Source organism: Streptomyces chattanoogensis (genome assembly GCF_001294335.1).
GTDB classification, from domain to species: domain Bacteria; phylum Actinomycetota; class Actinomycetes; order Streptomycetales; family Streptomycetaceae; genus Streptomyces; species Streptomyces chattanoogensis.
The window spans coordinates 17,565-38,717 of the sequence record NZ_LGKG01000171.1 but is presented as its reverse complement, the minus strand read 5'-3'; the positions used below and the strand labels follow the sequence as shown (position 1 = coordinate 38,717).

The 21,153-nt window shown below is 74.9% G+C and carries 1 protein-coding gene; it reads right to left on the bottom strand.

Annotated elements, in window-relative coordinates:
- Positions 1-20,889, bottom strand: a 20,889-nt coding sequence (locus tag ADL29_RS32300) for a type I polyketide synthase (protein ID WP_053927100.1), incomplete at its 3' end; no start/stop codon positions are given.
- Between the last annotated feature and the right edge of the window lie 264 nt (positions 20,890-21,153).

The following is a 21,153-nucleotide window of genomic DNA, read 5'->3' as shown; positions in this document are numbered from 1 at the left end:
CGCATCACCGAACATCACCTCCCGCAACCCGCCGTCGAAGTGCGCCAGCACCTCGTCCAACGCCTCCGCGAACACCGGGAACCGGCCGTACAACTCCCGGCCCGCGCCCACTCGTTGAGCGCCCTGGCCCGAGAACAGCACCGCCAGCTTCCCGTCGACCTCCTGGGCGACGCCGCGTGCGAGTTCCCGCACGCCCTCGCCGTCGGCCGCGAGGACCGCGCGGTGGGCGAACGCCGCCCTGCCCGTGGTGAGGGAGTGGCCCACGTCGACCGGTGACAGGCCGGTCAGCGCCGAGACCCGCGCGATCCCTGCCGCCAGCGCGGCCTCGGACTTGCCGGACACCGGCCAGGGCACGAGGTCCGGCACCGTGGCGGGCTCGTGTGCCACGGGCTCCTCGGCGTCCGGCGCCTGTTCGATGATGACGTGGGCGTTGGTGCCGCTGACGCCGAAGGCGGAGACGCCGGCCCGCCGGGCGTGCCCGGTCTCGGGCCAGTGCCGCTGCTCGGTGAGCAGCGAGACCGTGCCTTCCGTCCAGTCCACGTGCGAGGACGGGGAGTCGGTGTGCAGGGTCTTGGGCAGTACGCCGTGGCGCATCGCGAGCAGCACCTTGATGGTGCCGGCCACACCGGCGGCGGCCTGGGTGTGACCCAGGTTCGACTTCACGGCGCCGAGCAGCAGCGGCCGGTCCTTCGGCCGGTCCTGTCCGTAGGCGGCCATGAGGGCGTGGGCCTCGATCGGGTCGCCGAGGGTGGTGCCGGTGCCGTGGGCCTCGACGACATCGACGTCCGCGGGGGTGAGGTCGGCGTCGGCGAGTGCCTGGCGGATGGCGCGCTGCTGGGCCCGTCCGCTGGGCGCGGTCAGTCCGTTGGAGGCGCCGTCCTGGTTGACGGCGGTGCCGCGCACGATGCCCCAGACGTCGTGGCCGTTGCGGCGGGCGTCGGAGAGGCGTTCCAGGAGGAGGACGCCCACGCCCTCGGACCAGCTGGTGCCGTCGGCGGCTTCGGCGAACGGTTTGCACCGCCCGTCGGGGGCCAGCCCGCCCTGGACCGTGAACTCGGTGAAGGAGTCGGGGCTGGACATGACCGAGACGCCGCCGGCCAGGGCCAGGCTGCACTCGCCGCTGCGCAGGGCGCCCGCGGCCATGTGCAGGGCGACCAGCGCGGAGGAGCAGGCGGTGTCGACGGTGACGGCCGGGCCCTCCAGGCCGAAGGCGTAGGAGAGGCGGCCGGACATGACGCTGGCGGTGTTGCCGGTGGCGACATGGCCGCGGATGTCGGTGGTGCCGGTGCCCTGGCGCAGGACCGTGGCGTAGTCCTGGCCGTTGGTGCCGACGAACACGCCGGTACGGCTGCCGCGCAGGGTGGTCGCGTCGATGCCGGCCCGCTCGAACGCCTCCCAGGAGGTCTCCAGCAGCAGGCGCTGCTGGGGGTCCATGGCCAGTGCCTCGCGGGGCGCGATGCCGAAGAAGGAGGCGTCGAAGAGGCCGACGCCGTCCAGGAATCCGCCTTCGAGGGTGGCGGAGGCGCCGCGGGCGAGCGCGTCGAGGTCCCAGCCGCGGTCCGCGGGGAATCCGCTGATCGCGTCCGCACCGCTGCTCAGCAGCTGCCAGAGGTCCTCGGGGGACCGTATGCCGCCGGGGAAGCGGCAGTTCATGCCGACGATGGCGATGGGGTCGTCGTCCGCGGCGCGGGGGGCGAGGGCCGGGGCGCCGGTCGCGGGCTCGGGCAGGGCGCCCAGGAGTTCGGCGAGCAGGAAGTCGGCGAGGGCGGTCGGGGTCGGGTGGTCGTAGACGAGGGTCGCGGGCAGTTTCAGGCCGGTGGTGGCCGTGAGGGTGTTGCGCAGTTCGACGATGGTCAGCGAGTCGAAGCCGAGGTCGCTGAAGGCGCGGTCGGCACCGATGGCCGAGGTGCCGCTGTGCCCGAGGACCGCGGCCACCTGTGTGCGTACCAGGTCCAGGACGAAACGGGGGCGCGCGGCCGGGGAGAGCCCGGCGAGCCGTTGACGCAGGGCCGGTTCCCGCAGGGCGGCTTCCGGTGACCCGGCAGGCGGCGCGACCCGCTGCAGTTCGGGCAGGTCGCCGACGACCGGGCTGGGGCGCGTCGCGGTGAAGACCTCTGCGTACCGCTGCCAGTCGATGTCCGCGAGGGTCAGCGTCGTGGCGTCGTGCTCGATCGCCTGGCGCAGTGCGGTGAGGGCGAGCTGGGGTGCCATGGGGGTGAAGCCGCCGCGGCGGACGCGGTCCTGGATGCCGGTGCCGTCGGCCGCCATGCCGGTCTCGGCCCAGGGGCCCCAGGCCAGCGAGGTGGCAGGCAGGCCGTGGGCGCGGCGGTGTTCGGCGAGGGCGTCGAGGAAGGCGTTGCCGGCGGCGTAGTTGCCCTGGCCGGGTGCGCCGAGGGTGCCGGCGACGGAGGAGAAGAGCACGAAGGCGCTCAGGTCCTGCTCGCGGGTCGTCTCGTGCAGGTTGAGGGTGGCGGTGACCTTGGTGCGCAGGACGGAGGTGAACTGCTCGGGGGTGAGCGTGTCCAGGGTGCCGTCGTCGACGGTGCCGGCGGTGTGGAACACCGCGGTGAGCGGGTGCTCGTCGGGGATCGCGGCCAGGACGGCGGCGAGCGCGTCCCGGTCGGCGGTGTCGCACGCCGCGAGGGTGACCTCTGCCCCCAACTGCCGTATCCCTGCGGCCAGTTCAGCGGCGCCGGGGGCGTCGGTGCCGCGCCGGCTGACCAGCAGCAGGTGCTCGGCGCCCGCCTCGGCCAGCCATCGGGCGACGTGGCCGCCGAGCGCACCGGTGCCGCCGGTGACGAGCACGGTTCCGGTGGGGCGGAACGTGCTTGCCTCGGGGGCCGGTGCGGCCCGGTGGTGTGCCAGGCGGCGGACGAAGGTCGCGGTGGTACGGACGGCGAGCTGGTCCTCGTCGCCGCTGTCGGCGAGGACGGTGGCCAGACGGCGCAAGGTGGTGCCGTCGAGCTCGTCGGGGAGATCGACGAGGCCGCCCCAGCGCTGCGGGTGCTCCAGTGCGGCGACCCTGCCCAGGCCCCAGACGGCGGCCTGGGCGGGGCGGGCCGGGTGTTCGGCGCGGTCCACGGCCACGGCGGTGCGGGTCACGCACCACAGGGGGGCCTCGATGCCCGCGTCGCCCAGGGCCTGGAGGGCGGTCGCCGTCAGCAGGAGGCCCGGGGTCGTGGCTTCATCAGCGCCCTCGGTGCCTTCGTCGGCCGTTGCCAGCAGGGACAGGACGCCCGCGAACTCACCGTACTCTTCAGCCAGTTCGCCCATCCGCTCGGCCAGTTCCCGGCGCCGCGGGGCGGTGATGTCCACCCGTACGGCGTCGGCGCCCAGGGCCCCGGCGACCGCATCGGTCCAGGCCCGCTCGCCGTCGGCCGGTGCGAGCACCAGCCAGGTCCCGGCCGGGTGCCCGGTGGCGGAGGTGCCGGTCAGGGGCTTCCAGGTGGTCCGGTAGCGCCAGCCGTCGACGGTGGAGCGCTCCCGGCTCCTGCGCCGCCAGGAGGAGAGGGCGGGCACGACGGCGTTGAGGGTGTCGTCGTCCAGGTCCAGCGAGGAGCCCAGGGATGCGAGGTCCGCGCGCTCGACGGCCGACCAGAACTCCGCGTCCGCCGCGTCGGCGGGGTGTGCGGGGGCGGCGGCTCCGGCGGCCGCCTCGGGCCAGTAGCGCTCACGCTGGAAGGGGTAGGTGGGCAGGTCGGTCCGCCGGGCGCCGCTGCCGGCGAACACGGCGTCCCAGTCGACCCGTACCCCGTGGAGGTGGAGCCGGGCCAGTGCCGTGGTCAGGGCCGGGGCCTCGGGCCGGTCGCGGCGCAGTGCCGGGATGGCGGTGGCGGGCGTCCGCTCGCCGGTGCTCTCGCGTACCGCGCCGCTGAGTACGGCGTCCGGGCCGAGCTCGAAGAAGGTCGTCACGCCGTGCTCGGTGAGGTGCCGTACGGCGTCGGCGAAGCGGACGGTCCCGCGGGCCTGCCGGGTCCAGTACTGCGCCGAGCACAGGTCGTCGGCCGGGATCGGCTCGCCGGTGAGGGTGGAGACCAGCGGCAGCTCCGGCGGGTGGAAGGTGACGCCTTCGGCGGCACGGGCGAAGGCGTCCAGCATCGCGTCCATGTGCGGCGAGTGGAAGGCGTGGCTGACCGGCAGCCGCTTGGTGCGGCGGCCGAGCTCGTGGAAGTGGGCCGCCACGGCGAGCACCACGTCCTCGTCGCCCGAGACGACCAGCGACGCCGGGGTGTTGACGGCGGCGACCACGGCCCGTCCCTCGTACGGGGCGAGCACGGCGGCCACCTCGTCCTCGGCGGCCTCGACGGAGGCCATGGCACCGCCCGGGGGCAGGGCCGCCATCAGGCGGGCGCGGGCCGCGACGAGGGTGCAGGCGTCCTCCAGGGAGAGGACTCCGGCGGCGTGCGCCGCGGCGAACTCGCCGATGGAGTGGCCCGCGACGTAGTCGGGGCGCAGGCCCCAGGACTCGGCGAGGCGGAACAGCGCCACTTCGAGGGCGAAGAGGGCCGGCTGGGTGTAGCCGGTGTCGTCCAGCAGTGCGGCCTCGGGGGTACCGGGGTCGGCGAAGAGGATCTCCCGCAGCGGGCGGTCGAGTGCGAGGTCGAAGCGGGCCAGTGCGGCGTCCAGGGCCTCGGCGTAGACCGGGTGGCGGTCGTAGAGCTCGCGGCCCATTCCGGGGCGCTGGCTGCCCTGGCCGGTGAAGAGGAAGGCCAGTCGGCCGCGGTCCGGGCGGCCGGTGAGCAGTCCGCCGTCGGGGGTCGCGTCGCGCAGCGCGGTCAGGGCGCGGGTGAGGGTGCCGGGGGCGTCGGTGACGACGGCCGCGCGGTGCTCCAGGGCGGTCCGGGAGGTGGCGAGGGAGAACGCGAGGTCGGTGAGCGGCAGTTCGGGGTGGTCGGTGAGGTGGGTCAGGAGCCGTCCGGCCTGGGCGCGCAGGCCCGCTTCGGTGTGTCCGGACAGGGTCAGGAGAACGGGGGTGACGGGGGTGACAGGGGTGGGGTCGGCCGGGCGGGCCGGTGCGGTGGCGGTGTCCCCCTCGTCGCCCTCGGTCCGGTCTTCCGGGGCCTGTTCGAGGATGGTGTGGACGTTGGTGCCGCTGAGTCCGAAGGAGGAGACGCCCGCGCGGCGCGGGTGTCCGGTGGTCGGCCAGGGCAGCGGCTCGGTGAGCAGGTGGAGGGCGCCGGAGCTCCAGTCGACGTGCGAGGAGGGCCGGTCGATGTGCAGGCTCTGCGGCACGGCGGCGTGGCGCATGGCCATGACCATCTTGATGACGCTGGCGACGCCGGACGCCATCTGGGTGTGGCCGATGTTGGACTTGACGGAGCCCAGCAGCAGCGGGCTGTGCGGGTCGCGGTCCTGGCCGTACGTGGCAAGCAGCGCCTGGGCCTCGATCGGGTCGCCGAGGGCGGTACCGGTGCCGTGTCCGTCGATGACGTCGACCTCGGCAGCCTGGACACCGGCGTTGGCCAGGGCCTGGCGGATGACGCGCTGCTGGGACGGACCGTTGGGCGCGGTCAGCCCGTTGGAGGCGCCGTCCTGGTTCACGGCAGAGCCCCGGATGACGGCCAGGACCTGGTGCCCGTTGCGGCGGGCGTCGGAGAGCCGCTCGACGAGGACCAGGCCGACGCCTTCGGCCAGGCTCATGCCGTCGGCCTGGTCGGAGTACGCCTTGCAGCGGCCGTCGGCCGCCATCGCGCGCTGCCGGCTGAAGCCGACGAACGCCCCGGGCGTGGACATGATGCTGACGCCGCCCGCGAGGGCCAGGGAGCTCTCGCCGTTGCGCAGGGACTGGCAGGCCAGGTGCAGGGCGACCAGGGAGGAGGAGCAGGCGGTGTCGAGGGAGACGGCCGGGCCCTCGAAGCCGTAGGTGTAGGAGAGCCGGCCGGACAGGACGCTGGAGATGGTGCCGGTGATCAGGTGTCCCTCGGCGCCTTCCGGGCCCGCGCCGAAGGCTCCGTAGTCCTGGTAACTGGCGCCGATGAACGTGCCGGTGCTGCTGCCGCGCAGGGTGGCGGGGTCGATCCCGGCGCGCTCCATCGCCTCCCAGGAGGTCTCCAGCAGCAGCCGCTGCTGGGGGTCCATGGCCAGGGCCTCGCGGGGCGAGATGCCGAAGAAGGAGGCGTCGAAGTCGGCGGCGTCGTGGAGGAAGCCGCCCCGGGTCGAGTAGGTGTGGCCGGCCCGGTCGGGGTCGGGGTCGTAGAGGCCCTCGGCGTCCCAGCCGCGGTCGGTGGGGAACTCGCCGGTGGCGTCGCCGCCCTCGGCGACCAGGCGCCACAGGTCCTCCGGTGAGCCGACGCCGCCGGGGTAGCGGCAGCTCATGCCGATGATGGCGATGGGCTCGTCGTCGACAGCGGTGGTGGTGGAGGTCTCCGGGGCCGCGGTGGCGGTGCCGGTGATCGCCTCGCGCAGGAAGGCGACGAGTGCGAGCGGGTTGGGGTAGTCGAAGACCATGGTGCTCGGCAGGGCGAGCCCGGTCACGGTGGAGATCCGGTTGCGCAGGTCGACGGCGGTCAGCGAGTCGAAGCCGACGTCGCGGAAGGCACGTTGTTCGGAGAGCACGTCGGGTGAGGCGTGGCCGAGCGCGGTGGCCGCCTCGGTGCGCACGAGATCCAGCAGGAGACGGTCCTGCTCGGCCGCGGCCAGCCCGAGGAGCCGGGTGGCGAACTCGCTGCCGGAGTCCGCGACGTGGGTGGTGTTCTCCTCGAGCCGCTGGACTTCGGGCAGGTCCTCGAAGAGCCGGGTGGGCCGCGCGGAGGTGAAGACGGGGTAGTAGCGCTCCCAGTCCACGTCGGCGACGGCCAGGAGCGTCTCATCGTCGTCGAGGGCCTGGCGCAGGCCGGTGAGCGCCAGTTGGGGATCCATGAAGACCAGCCCGCTGCGGCGGATCTGGCCGGGGTCGACGCGGCCGAGCTTGAGGTCGTCGGCCCAGATGCCCCAGGAGACGGCGGTGGCCCGGGCGCCGCGGGCACGGCGGTGTTCGGCCAGGGCGTTGAGATACGCGTTGCCGGCGACGTAGGCGGCGTGGGCGCCGCTGCCCCACATGCCGGCGGTGGAGGAGTACAGGACGAAGGCGTCGAGGTCGTCGCCGAGGAGTTCGTCCAGGTTCCGGGCGCCGGTGACCTTGGCGTCCATGACCTTCGCGAAGTCGTCGAGGGACGTCTCGTCCAGCGGCGCCAGCTCGATGGTGACGGCGGTGTGCACGACGGTGCGTACGGTGCGGCCCTCGGCCTCGAGCGCGGCGAGCATCTGAGCGACCGCGTCGCGGTCGGTCAGGTCACAGGCCACGGCCTCGGCCGTGCAGCCCAACTCGGCCAGTTCCCGTACGAGTTCTCCCGCGCCGGGCGCGGCCGGACCGCGGCGGCTGGTGAGCACGATGTGCTCGGCGCCCTGCTGGGCGAGCCAGCGGGCCAGGTGCGGGGCGAGCGTGCCGGTGCCGCCGGTGACAAGGGTGGTGCCCCTCGGCGTCCAGGGGCGGGCCGGGGCGGGGTCCGCGGGGGTGGCGCGTACGACGCGGCGGGCGAGGACGCCCGAGGAGCGGACGGCGAGCTGGTCCTCGCCACTGCGGCCGGTCAGGATGGCGGCCAGGCGCTCGCCGGCCCGCTGGTCGAGCTGTTCGGGCAGGTCGACCAGGCCGCCCCAGCGCTGCGGGTGTTCGAGGGCGGCCGTCCAGCCGAGGCCGAGGATCTGGGCCTGGTCGGGGCGGGTGAGCCGGTCGGCGCGGCCGGTGGAGACGGCGCCTTGGGTCAGGCACCACAGGGGTGCGTCGATTCCGGCGTCGCCGAGTGCCTGGACGAGCGCGACGGTCAGGGCCAGAGCGCGGCTGAGCGCCGGGTGTGTGGCGCTCGCCTCGTCGGCCCGGGCCGGCAGGGACACCACACCCGTGAGGTCCGTCGCGCCGTCGAGGCCGGTCAGGCGCGCGGTCAGGGTGGCGCGGTCGGCGCAGGCGTCGTCCAGGACGAGGGTGCGCGTCTCGGCGCCGTGGGCGGCGAGGACACCGGTCAGGCTGTCGGTGTCGGCCCCTTCGGGGGCGACGACGAGCCAGGTGCCCGTCAGATCCGCCGCGGGCAGGCTGGTCAGCGGCTTCCAGGTGGCGCGGTAGCGCCAGGAGTCCACGGTGGACAGCTCGCGGCGGCGCTTGCGCCAGTGCGAGAGGGCCGGGAGGACCGGGGCCAGGGAGGTGCGGTCCAGGCGCAGGCTGGAGGCGAGCGCTTCGACGTCCTCCTCCTCGACCGCGGTCCAGAACTCGGCGTCCGCGGGGTCCGCTTCGGGCCGGTTCTGGGACCGCTCGGGGATCGCCCACAGGTGCTCGCGCTGGAAGGCGTAGGTGGGCAGCGGCACCCGGCGGGCGCCGCTGCCGGCGAAGACGGCGGACCAGTCGGCGCCCGCGCCCCGGACGAAGGCTTCGGCCAGGGAGGTCAGGAAGCGGTCGGTGCCGCCGGTGTCGCGCCGGAGCGTGCCGAGCACCGCGGCGGCGGCCCCGGCTTCCTCGGCGGTCGCCTGGATGCCCATGGACAGGACGGGGTGGGAGCTGACCTCGATGAAGAAGTGGTGGCCCTGGGCGAGGAGTTCACCGATGGCGGGCTGGAAGTGGACGGTCTGGCGCAGGTTGGTGAACCAGTACTCCGCGTCCATGACGGTGGTGTCCAGCCAGTCACCGGTGACGGTGGAGAAGAAGGGCACCTGCGCCGGGCGTGGGCGCACCGGCGCGAGGACGGTGCTCAGTTCGTCGCGCACCCGCTCGACCTGGGCGGAGTGCGAGGCGTAGTCCACGGCGATGCGCTTGGCGCGGATGTCCTCGGCGACCAGTTCGGCCTGGAGGGCGTCCAGCGGCGCGGTGGCGCCGGAGACGACGGTGGACCGGGGGCCGTTGACGGCGGCGATCGACAGGTCGCTGTACCCGGCGGCCCCGGCGAGGCGCTGTTCGACGTCGGCGGCGGGCAGCGGGACCGACAGCATGCCGCCGGATCCGGCCAGCCCGCGGGCGATGGCCTGGCTGCGCAGCGCGACGACGCGGGCCGCGTCCTGCAGTGAGAGTGCCCCGGCGACGGCGGCCGCGGCGATCTCGCCCTGCGAGTGGCCGACCACGGCATCGGGGGTGATGCCGTGGGAGGCCCACAGCGCGGCCAGGGAGACCATGACGGCGAAGGAGGCGGGCTGGACGACGTCGACGCGGTCCAGGGTCGGCGCGCCGTCGGCCTGGCGCAGCACGTCGAGCAGGGACCAGTCGACGAACTCCGAGAGGGCGGTGGCGCATTCGGTCAGGCGCGCGGCGAAGACCGGGGACTCCTCGAGGAGCCGCGCTCCCATGCCGGCCCACTGGGAGCCCTGGCCGGGGAAGACGAAGACGGTCTTGCCGTCGGTGTCGGCCGCGCCCTGGACGATGCCGGGTGCGGAGCCGCCGGTGGCGAGGGCGTCCAGGGCCGCGCGCCGGGACGCGTCGTCGGTGCCGACGACGACGGCGCGGTGGTCGAAGAGGGTGCGCGTGGCCACCAGGGTGTGGCCGACGTCGAGGGCACCGGGTGCCTCGCCGTCGAGGTGGGCGGCGAGGTGGGCCGCCTGGGCACGCAGCGCGCCCGGGGTCCGGGCGGACAGCACCCAGGGGACGGCGCCGCCGGCCGGGGGCACCGGCTGTGCGGGGTTCGTCTCGTGCGGGCGGGGGGCTTCTTCGAGGATGGTGTGGGCGTTGGTGCCGCTGATGCCGAAGGAGGAGACCGCGCAGCGGCGGGGGCGCTCGCCCTGGGGCCAGTCGGTGGGTTCGGTCAGCAGGGAGACGGTGCCGGGGGTCCAGTCGATGTGGCGGGAGGGGGTGTCGGCGTGCAGGGTGCGCGGCAGCTGTCCGTTGCGCAGAGCCAGGACCATCTTGATGACGCCGGCCACGCCGGCCGCCGACTGGGTGTGGCCGATGTTGGACTTCACCGAGCCCAGCAGCAGCGGGCTCCCCGGGTCGCGGCCCGGTCCGTAGGTGGCGAGCAGGGCCTGGGCCTCGATGGGGTCGCCGAGGGCGGTGCCGGTGCCGTGGGCCTCGACGGCGTCGACGTCCGCCGGGGCGAGCCCCGAGTTGGCCAGGGCCTGGCGGATGACGCGCTGCTGGGAGGGGCCGTTGGGGGCGGACAGGCCGTTGGAGGCGCCGTCCTGGTTGATGGCCGAACCGCGGACGACGGCGAGGATCTCGTGCCCGTTGCGCCGGGCGTCCGAGAGGCGCTCCAGGACGAGGACGCCGACGCCCTCGGCCAGGGTCATACCGTCGGCGCCGTCGGAGAACGCCTTGCAGCGGCCGTCGCCGGCCAGGGCTCGCTGCCGGCTGAAGGCGACGAACGGGTTGGGGTTGGTCATCACGGTCGCGCCGCCGGCCAGGGCCAGGGAGCTCTCGCCGTTGCGCAGCGACTGGCAGGCCAGGTGCAGGGCGACCAGGGACGAGGAGCAGGCGGTGTCGACGGTGACGGCCGGGCCTTCGAGGCCGAAGAGGTAGGCCAGGCGCCCGGAGAGCACGCTGGGGCTGGTGCCGGTCACCAGGTGGCCGGCGGAGCCGTCCTCGACGCCGAGTCCGTACTCCTGGTAGGTGGAGCCGATGAAGGTCCCGGTCGTGGTGCCGTGGACGGTGGTGGGGTCGATGCCGGCGTGCTCGAACGCCTCCCAGGTGGTCTCCAGCAGCAGCCGCTGCTGGGGGTCCATCGACAGCGCCTCGCGCGGCGAGATGCCGAAGAAGGAGGCGTCGAACTCGCCCGCGTCGTGCAGGAACCCGCCCTGGGTGGAGTACGTCGTACCGGGGTTGTCCGGGTCGGGATGGAAAAGGCCGTCGGTGTGCCAGCCGCGGTTGACGGGGAAGTCGCTGATGGCGTCGACGCCTTCGCTGACCAGGTCCCACAGCTGCCGCGGGGAGCGGACGCCGCCGGGGAAGCGGCAGCTCATGCCGACGATGGCGATGGGCTCGTCGAAGCCGCCGGCAGCCGTGGCCACGGGAGCGGCCATGTCACCGCTGGTGCCCAGGAGTTCCTCGCGCAGGTGGCGGGCGAGGGCGACGGGGGTCGGGTAGTCGAAGACGAGGGTGGCGGGCAGCGCCAGGCCGGTGAGGGCGGCCAGCCGCTTGCGCAGTTCCACGGCGGTCAGCGAGTCGAAGCCGGCGTCGCGGAAGGCCCGCCGTTCCGCGATGGCGTCCGCGGAGTCGTGGCCGAGGGCGATGGCCGCCTCGGCGCGCACCAGGTCGCCCAGCAGCCGCTCCTGCTCGTCCTGGTCCAGGCCCCGCAGGCGCGCGGCGAATTCGGGCGCGGCGCTTTCGCCCTCGGCGCGTGCCAGTGCCTGGACCTCGGCCAGTTCGTCGAAGAGGGCGCTGGGGCGGGTGGAGGTGAAGACGGGGTGGTAGCGCTCCCAGTCGATGTCGGCGACCGTGACGGTGACGTCCTGGTGGACGACGGCGCGCCGCAGTTCGGCGAGGGCGGTCGCGGGCGCGAGGAAGCGCAGCCCGCGCCGGTGCAGTTCGTCGGTGACGGCCTCGTGGGTGGCCATGCCGGCCTCGGCCCAGGGGCCCCAGGCGACGGAGGTGGCGGGCAGGCCGCGGGCCGCGCGGCGCTCGGCGAGGGCGTCGAGGTAGGCGTTGGCGGCGCTGTAGGCGCTCTGTCCGGCGCTGCCCCACACTCCGGCGATCGAGGAGACCAGGACGAAGAAGTCCAGGTCGTGGCCGTCCAGGAGGCTGTCGAGGTGGGCCGCGCCGAGCAGCTTGGCGGCCATCGCCTGGGCGGCGTCGGCCAGTGGGGTGTCGGCGAGTGCGGCCGCCTGGCCGACACCGGCCGCGTGTACGACGCCGGTCAGCGGGTGCTCGTCGGGTACGGAGTCCAGCAGCGCGGCGAGTGCGTCGCGGTCGGCGGTGTCGCAGGCCGCGAGGGTGACCCGTGCCCCCAACTCCTCGATTTCGGCGGCCAGTTCGGCGGCGCCGGGGGCGTCGGGGCCGCGGCGGCTGGTGAGCAGGAGGTGCTCGGCGCCGCTGCGGGCGAGCCAGCGGGCCGCCTCCGCACCGAGCGCTCCGGTGCCCCCGGTGACGAGCACGGTGCCGCGCGCGGTGAACGTGTCGGCCGGGGGCAGTTCGGCCTGCGGGTGGCGCACCAGGCGGCGGCCGAGCGCTCCGGTGGCGCGGACGGCGATCTGGTCCTCGCCTCCCTGTGCGGCCAGCGCGCTGACGAGGTGCTGGGTGGCGGGTGCGTCGAGGGCGGCCGGCAGGTCGATCAGGCCGCCCCACAGCTGCGGGTGTTCCAGGGCGGCGACCCGGCCCAGTCCCCAGGCCGCGGCCTGGAGGGGGTGGGTGAGCGGGTCGTCGGCGCCGGTGGTGACGGCGCCCCGGGTCAGGGTCCACAGGGGCGCGGCGAGGTCGGTGTCGGCGAGCGCCCGGATCAGCACGAGGCTCAGCGCGAGCCCGGTGGACGGCTGGGCGCCCGTCTCGTCACCGGGCCGGTCGGCTAGCGGCAGCAGGGACAGCACACCGGTCAGGGGCCGGTCCTGGTCGCGTACGGCGGCGAGCCGGTCGGCGAGGTGGGCGCGGTCGCGGCAGGCATCGTCCAGGACGAGGGGCTCGAACTGGGCGCCGTGGCCGCGCAGCGCATCGAGGATCTCGTCGCTGTCGATGCCGTCGGCGGTGACGAGCAGCCAGGTGCCGTCCAGTACGGGTGCGGCGGTTGCCGGCACGGGGCGCCAGGCCACGCGGTAGCGGGTGGAGTCCAACAGCGCCTTCTCGTGCCGGTGCTGGCGCCAGGAGGACAGCGCGGGCAGCAGGGCGTACAGGGAGGCGTGCTGTTCGTCGCGCAGCCCGAGGAGGGCGGCCAGTTCCGTGGCGTCGCCGCGTTCGACGGCGCCCCACAGCTCGGCGTCCGCGGGGTCGGCGGCGCCCTGCGCGAGTCGGGCCGGGGTCTGTTCGGGCCAGTAGCGCTCGTGCTGGAAGGCGTAGGTGGGCAGGTCGAGGGTGCGGGCTCCGGTGCCGGCGAGGTACGCGGGCCAGTCGACGGCCGTGCCGCGGACGTGCAGGCGGGCCAGCGCGGTGGCCGCGCAGCGCTCCTCGCCGCGCCCGGCGCGCAGCATCGGGACGATGTGCGCGTCCGCGTCGTCGCCGAGGGCGTCCTGGGCGGCGGCCGACAGCACGCTGTCGGGGCCGAGTTCGAGGAAGGTGCCGGCGCCGCAGTCGTGCGCGGCGCGCAGGGTGTCGGCGAAGCGGACGGCGCCGCGGGCGTGCGCGACCCAGTAGTCGGCACTGCGCAGCTCGTCGTCGGTGGCGGGGCGTCCGGTCAGGCCGGAGATGACGGTCACGTCCGGGGCGTGGTAGGTGAGCTCGGCGGCGACCTCGCGCAGCCCGTCGAGCGCGGGCTCCATGAGCGGCGAGTGGAAGGCGTGGCTGACCGGCAGCCGCTTGGTCTTGCGGCCCTGGGCCGCGAAGTGGGCGGCGATCTCCTCGACGGCGGCCAGTTCTCCGGCGACCACGACGCTGCGGGGGCCGTTGACGGCGGCGAGGGAGACCTCGTGCTCGCGCCCGGCGAGCAGCGGCGCGGTCTCGTCCTCGGTGGCCTGAAGGGAGATCATCGCGCCGCCGGCGGGCAGTTCTTGCATCAGCCGTCCGCGCGCGATCACCAGACGGGCCGCGTCGGGCAGCGAGAGGACGCCCGCGACATGCGCGGCGGTGATCTCGCCGATGGAGTGGCCCATCAGCACGTCGGGGCGGATGCCCCAGCTGCGGAACAGCCGGTGGAGCGCGACCCCGACGGCGAACAGCGCGGGCTGGGTCCACTCGGTGCGGTCCAGCAGCGCCGCCTCGGGGCTGCCCTCCGGGGCGAACAGGACGTCCTTGAGGGGGCGGTCCAGGTGCGGGTCGAGGGCGGCGGTCACCTCGTCGAGGGCCTGGGCGAACGCGGGGAAGCGGGCGGCGAGTTCACGGCCGGCGCCGGGGCGCTGGCTGCCCTGCCCGGAGAACACCACGGCCAGCTTGCCCGCGCCGCCGACCTCGCCCTCGGTGAGCGCGGGGCCCGGCCGGTCGGCGGCCAGGTCGGCGAGGGCGTGCAGCAGTTCGTCGCGATCGCCGGTGACGACGGCACGCTGGTCGAAGGCCGAGCGGGTGGTGGCCAGGGACAGCGCGACATCGGCCAGGTTCAGGGCGGGGCGCTCGTCAAGGAAAGTCCGCAGGCGGGCGGCCTGGTCGCGCAGCGCCGCCCGGTTCTTGCCGGACAGCGTCCAGGGCACGACGGCCGGGGTGAGCGCCGGCTCTTCGCGCTGCTCGGCGACGGCTGCCGGCTCCTCGACGATGAGGTGGGCGTTGGTGCCGCTGAATCCGAAGGAGGAGACGGCGGCGCGGCGCGGCCGGTCGGCCTGCGGCCAGGGCGTCTCGTCGGTGAGCAGGCGCACCGCCCCGGAGTCCCACTCCACGTGTGAGGACGGCGCGTCGGCGTGCAGGGTGCGGGGCAGCACGCCGTGGCGCATGGCCATGACCATCTTGATGACGCCGGCGACGCCGGCCGCGGCCTGAGTGTGGCCGATGTTGGACTTCACCGAGCCCAGCAGCAGCGGGCTGTCCGGGTCGCGGTCCTGGCCGTACGTGGCAAGCAGTGCCTGGGCCTCGATGGGGTCGCCGAGGGTGGTGCCGGTGCCGTGGCCCTCCACCGCGTCGATGTCCGTGGCGGTCAGGCCGGCGGCGGACAGCGCCTGCCGGATCACCCGCTGCTGGGCGGGGCCGTTGGGAGCGGTCAGGCCGTTGGAGGCGCCGTCCTGGTTGACGGCGGAGCCGCGGACGACGGCCAGGACCCGGTGTCCGTTGCGGCGGGCGTCGGAGAGGCGTTCCAGAACGAGGACGCCCACGCCCTCGGACCAGCCGACGCCGTCGGCGCCGTCGCCGAACGCCTTGCAGCGCCCGTCCGGGGACAGGCCGCGCTGCCGGGAGAACTCGATGAGGGCACCCGGCGTCGACATGACCGTGACGCCGCCGGCCAGCGCGAGCGAGCACTCCCCCGCGCGCAGGGCCTGCATCGCCCAGTGCATGGCGACCAGCGAGGACGAGCACGCGGTGTCGACGGTGACGGCGGGGCCTTCGAGGCCGAGGGTGTAGGAGATGCGCCCGGAGGCGACGCTCGGGGCGGTGCCGCTGCCCTGGTGGCCTTCGAACTGCCCGCCGGAGAGCACCGTGGCGTAGTCGTTGTACATCACGCCCGCGAACACACCGGTCTGGCTGCCGCGCAGGGACACCGGGTCGATGCCCGCCCGCTCGACGGCCTCCCAGGACGCTTCGAGGAGCAGCCGCTGCTGGGAGTCGGTCGCCAGAGCCTCGCGGGGGCTCATGCCGAAGAAGGCGGGGTCGAAGTCGGCTGCGGTGTGCAGGAATCCGCCGAACCGGGAGCAGGAGGTGCCGGTGCGGTCCGGGTCCGGGTCGTAGAGCGCGTCCAGGTCCCAGCCCCGGTCGGCGGGCAGGCCCGAGATGGCGTCGGTGCCCTCGCTGACCAGCCGCCACAGGTCTTCGGGCGAGGCGACGCCGCCCGGGTAGCGGCAGCTCATGCCGACGATGACGATGGGGTCGTCGTCGGCGGCGGTAGCGGTACGGGGCGCATCGGCCGCGGCGGCGGCCTCGGAGCCCATGAGTCCGTCGAGGAGGTGCGCGGCGAGGGCATCGACGGTCGGATGGTCGAAGATGACCGTCGCGGCGGTGCGCAGCCCGGTGGCCGCGTTGAGCCGGTTGCGCAGTTCCACGGCGGTCAGCGAGTCGAAGCCCAGCTCCCGCAGCGGGCGCCGCGGGTCGATGTCGGCGGTGCCGGCGTGGCCGAGCACGGCGGCCACCTGTCCGGCCACGAGGTCGAGCACGACCTCGCGGCGGTCGGTCTCCGCCAGCCGGGACAGCTTCTGTACGAGGGTGACGGCGGCCTCCTGGCCCGAGACCACCGAGCGACGGGCCGGGGTGCGGATCAGGCCGCGCCACAGCGCCGGTATCTCGCTCTGGACGCGCAGGACGGACAGGTCGAGCCTGGTCGGCAGAAGGACGGCGGCATCCGTGGCGGTGGCCGCGTCGAAGAGGGCGGTGCCCTGTTCCTCGGTGAGCGCGGGCGTGCCCATACGGGCCAGGCGGTCGAGGTCCTCGTCCGTGAGGCCGCCGGTCATGCCGGCGGTGGGCTCCCACGGGCCCCAGGCCAGGGAGATCCCCGGCAGCCCCTGGGCGCGGCGCAGTTGGGCGAGCGCGTCGAGGAAGGCGTTCGCGGCGGCGTAGTTGCCCTGGCCCGCCGCGCCCACGGTGCCGGAGAGGGAGGAGAAGACGACGAAGGCGGCCAGGTCCAGGTCCCGGGTGGCCTCGTGGAGGTGCCAGACGGCGTCGGCCTTGGGCCGCAGGACCGCACTGATCCGCTCGGGGGTGAGCGAGGCGATCACGCCGTCGTCGAGGCTGCCTGCGCTGTGCACGACGGCGGTGACGGGGTGCTCGGCGGGCACACCGGCCAGCAGCCGTTGCACGGCGACGCGGTCGGCCAGGTCGCAGGCCGCGAGGGCCACCTGCGCGCCGTGCCCGGCCAGTTCGGCCATGAGTTCCCCGGCGCCGTCGGCGTCGGCACCGCGGCGGCTGACGAGCAGCAGGTGGCGTACCCCGCGCTCGGCGACCAGGTGCCGGGCCAGTACGCGGCCCAGGCCGCCGGTGGCCCCGGTGAGGACCACGGTGCCCTCGGGGTCCCACTCCGTAGCGGCCCGCGGCGCCTGGGCGCGGGCGAGCCGCGCGGTGAGCACGGTGGTGCCGCGGACGGCGGCCTGTGGCTCGTCCGAGGACAGGGCCAGGGCCCGCAGCAGCGGCTCCGCGGCGGGCTCGGCGGTGCCGGGGTCCAGGTCCAACAGCCCGAAGCGGCTGGGGTGTTCGGTCTGGGCGGCCCGTACCAGGCCCCACACGGCGGCGGCCACCGGGTCGGGTGCCTGCCGGGCGTCGGTGGCGACGGCGCCACGGGTGACGAAAACCAGCCGGGAGGCGGCGTACCGCTCGTCCTCCAGCCAGGTCCGCAGGCGTTCCAGTACGTGGGCGGTGCGGGCGTGCACGGCGGTGACGACCTCGTCCTCGGCCGCCCCCTCGACGGGGGCGAGGACCACGTCCGGGGCGTGGGCGGCGGCGTCCGGGCCGGGCAGCGCCGTGACCGTGAGATCGGTCGGCGCAAGGGCCCGCTCCAGGCCGAAGAGGTCGGGGCCGAGGACGGCGGCCGAAGCGGGCGCCCCCTGGACGGCTTGGCGCGGTTCGCTCCAGCGCACCTCGAACAGGGCGTCGCGGACGAGGGAGTTGGCCGCGTCGAGCTGCTCGTCGGGCAGGGTGCGCAGGACCAGCGAGCCGATCGAGGCGACCGGGGCGCCGGTGGTGTCGGCGACGGCGATGGCCACCGCGTCGTCCCCGTCCGGAGTCAGTTTCACCCGGACCGTGCTCGCCCCGCTCGCGTGCAGGGTGACGTCCTGCCATGAGAAGGGCAGGCCGCCGCGGGCGTTCTCGCCCAGGTCCACGAAGGCCGCGGCGTGCAGCGCGGCGTCCAGCAGGGCCGGGTGGAGTCCGAACGACGCGGCGGAGTCGACGGCCTGTGGCAGGGTGACCTCGGCGTAGACGTCGTCCCCGCTGCGCCAGGCGGCGCGCAGTCCCTGGAAGAGGGGGCCGTATCCGAAGCCGGTGTCGGCCATGCGGTCGTAGAAGCCGTCGAGGTCCAGCGGACGCGCGTCGGCGGGCGGCCAGACGGCGGCGTCGAATCCGGCGTGGTGCTCACCGGCGACGAGGGTGCCCGCGGCGTGCTGGGTCCAGGGCAGCTCCTCCGGACCGTCGGGGCGGGAGTGGATGCTCACCTCGCGGCGGCCCGACGCGTCGGGGCTGCCGACCCACACCTGCACCTGGACGCCGCCCTCCTCGGGCAGCACCAGCGGGGCGGCGAGGGTGAGTTCCTCCACCCGGCCGCAGCCGGCCTCGTCCCCGGCGCGCACGGCCAGCTCCAGGAAGGCGGTGCCCGGCAGCAGCACCGTGCCGCGTACGGCGTGGTCGGCGAGCCAGGGGTGGGTACGCCGCGACAGTCGTCCGGTCAGCAGGAGCCCGTCGGAGTTGGCGACCGACACGGCCGCCGTCAGCAGCGGGTGGTGTGCCGCGCCCAGGCCCGCGGCGCGCACGTCCCCGCCCGTCGCGGGCACGCTCTTGGGCCAGTAGCGGCGGCGCTGGAAGGCGTACGTGGGCAGGTCGGCGCGCCGGGCGCCGGTGTCCTGGAAGTAGGGCTCCCACTGGACGGCCACGCCGCGGGTGTGCAGACCCGCCAGCGCGGCGGTGAGCGTCTCGGCCTCGGGGCGGCCGGGGCGCAGCGCGGCGAGCGTGGCGGGCACGCCGTCAGCGGCGGTGTCCGTGTCCGCCGCGGCCAGGCAGGACTGGGCCATGGCGGACAGGACGCCGTCGGGGCCCAGTTCAAGGAAGGTGGCGGCGCCGTGGCCGTCGAGCCAGGCGAGGGCGTCGGCGAACCGTACGGTGTGGCGGGCGTGGTCCACCCAGTAGTCGGGGGAGGTCAGCTGCTCCACCGTGGCGAGGGTGCCGGTCAGGCCGGAGACGACCGGGATCACGGGCGCCTGCGGTGTGAGCCGGGAGACGGCCGTGCGGAACTCCTCGAGCATGGGCTCCATGAGCGGGGAGTGGAACGCGTGCGAGACACGCAGCCGCTTGGACTTGCGGCCCAGCGCGCCGAAGTGCTCGGCGACGGCGGTGACGTCGTCGGCCCGGCCGGCGACCACGACGGCGGCGGGCCCGTTGACCGCGGCGATCGAGACGCGGTCCTGCCGGTCCTCCAGGAGGGGCAGGACCTCTTCCTCGGCGGCTTCGAGGGAGACCATGGTGCCGCCTTCGGGCAGCGCCTGCATGAGGCGGCCGCGGGCGAGCACCAGGGCCGCGGCGTCGGCCAGGGTGAAGACGCCGGCAACGTGCGCCGCGGCGATCTCGCCGATGGAGTGCCCGGCGAGGAAGTCCGGCTTGATGCCGAAGGACTCGGCGAGCCGGTACAGCGCGACCTCGATCGCGAACAGCGCGGGCTGGGCGTAGCCGGTCTCGTCGAGCAGGGCGGCCTCGGGCGTGCACTCGGCGGCGAACAGCACGTCCTTCAGGGGCCGGGCGAACCCCTGGTCGAGGTGGGTGAGGCACGCGTCGAGGGCGGTGGCGAAGACCGGGAAGCGGGCGGCCAGTTCACGCCCCATGCCCGGTCGCTGGGAGCCCTGTCCCGCGAAGAGGAAGGCGAGCTTGGACCGTGTCCGCGCGGTGTCCTGCACCAGACCCGGGGCCGGTGTGCCGTCCGCGAGCGCGGTGAGGGCGGCGCGGGCCCGGTCCAGGTCGGCCGCGGTGAACGCGGCGCGGTGCTCCAGGCCGGAGCGGGCCGTGGCCAGGGAGTAGGCGATGTCCACGGGGTTCAGGGGCGCGCGGCCGGGGCGGGGCGTGAGGTGTTCGAGCAGTTGCGCCGCCTGGGCGCGCAGCGCCTCGCGGGTGCGGCCGGAGACGAGCCATGGGACGGCGCCCGCCGCCAGGGGTTCGGTGGCGGCCGGTTCCCTTTCGTCCTCAGGGGCAGCCGGGGCCTCCTCCAGGATCGTGTGCGCGTTGGTGCCGCTGAGCCCGAACGAGGAGACGCCGGCCCGGCGCGGCTGTTCGCCCTGCGGCCACGGGACGGGCTCGGTGAGCAGGCGCACGGCCCCCTGCGTCCAGTCGACGTGCGAGGACGGCTCGTCCACATGGAGCGTGCGCGGGAGCAGGCCGTGCCGCATGGCCAGCACCATCTTGATGACGCCGGCCATGCCGGCCGCCGCCTGGGTGTGGCCGAGGTTCGATTTGACGGACCCCAGCAGGAGCGGGCGGTCGTCGTCGCGGTTGCGGCCGTAGGTCGCCAGCAGTGCCTGGGCCTCGACCGGGTCGCCCAGGGTGGTGCCGGTGCCGTGCGCCTCGACGACGTCGACCTCGTCGGCCGAGAGCCGCGCACTGACCAGCGCCTGCTCGATCACCCGTTGCTGCGAGGGGCCGTTGGGCGCGGTCAGCCCGTTGGAGGCGCCGTCCTGGTTGACGGCGGAGCCCCGGATGACGGCCAGGATCTCGTGCCCGTTGCGCCGGGCCTCCGAGAGGCGTTCCAGGACCAGGACGCCCACGCCCTCGGCCCAGCCGGTGCCGTTCGCGGAGTCGGCGAAGGAGCGGCAGCGCCCGTCGGCGGAGAGCCCGCCCTGGCGGCTGAACTCCACGAAGGTGGTGGGGCTGGACATCACGGTGACGCCGGCGGCCAGCGCCAGGGAGCACTCGCCCTGGCGCAGGGAGTGGGCGGCCAGGTGCAGGGCCACGAGGGAGGACGAGCAGGCGGTGTCGACGGTGACCGCCGGGCCCACGGCACCGAAGAAGTACGCGAGTCGCCCCGAGATGACGCTGGTGGTGGTGCCCGTCAGGGCGAAGCCCTGCACGTCGTCGTCCGGGCCCACCCGGTACTCCTGGGGCATCGCCCCGACGAACATGCCCGTCCTGGTGCCGCGGACCGCCGCCGGGTCGATGCCGGCCTGCTCGAAGGCTTCCCAGGAGGACTCCAGCAGCAGTCGCTGCTGCGGGTCCATGGCGAGCGCCTCACGGGGCGAGATCCCGAAGAAGGAGGCGTCGAACTCGGCCGCGTCGTGCAGGAATCCGCCGGAGAACTCCCCCGCGTCCTCGGCCAACAGCTCCCAGCCGCGGTCGGCGGGGGACGCGGTGATGCCGTCCCCGTCGGCGGCGAGCAGGGACCAGAGCTCCTCGGGACTGCGCACGCCTCCCGGGAAGCGGCAGCTCATGCCCACGATCGCGATCGGCTCGCGGGCCGCCGCCTCCAGCTCGCCCACCCGCTGCCGGGAGCGCCGCAGATCGGCACTGGCCCGCTTCAGGTAGTCGCGGAGCTTCTGTTCCTGATCCATGTTCGCCACGTTCAACCAACCCATCTCAAGACCGTCGGACAGCAGAGGATTTCGATGTGGGCATCCGGCAATGAGGACGGCCGTTCCACAGCGACTGAGTGATCTGCGTGCCCTGCACGAGGAAGCTCGACGTTCCGCACGCCACTCGCCCAGTCTCGGCCGGGTTTGCCATGAAATTCCCTAGAGTCGGCCGGCCCCCCGGGGCCGGCCGCGCGCCAACGAGAAAACGGCGCCCGCAGACGTCGGGCGCCGAGGCCGCAGGCG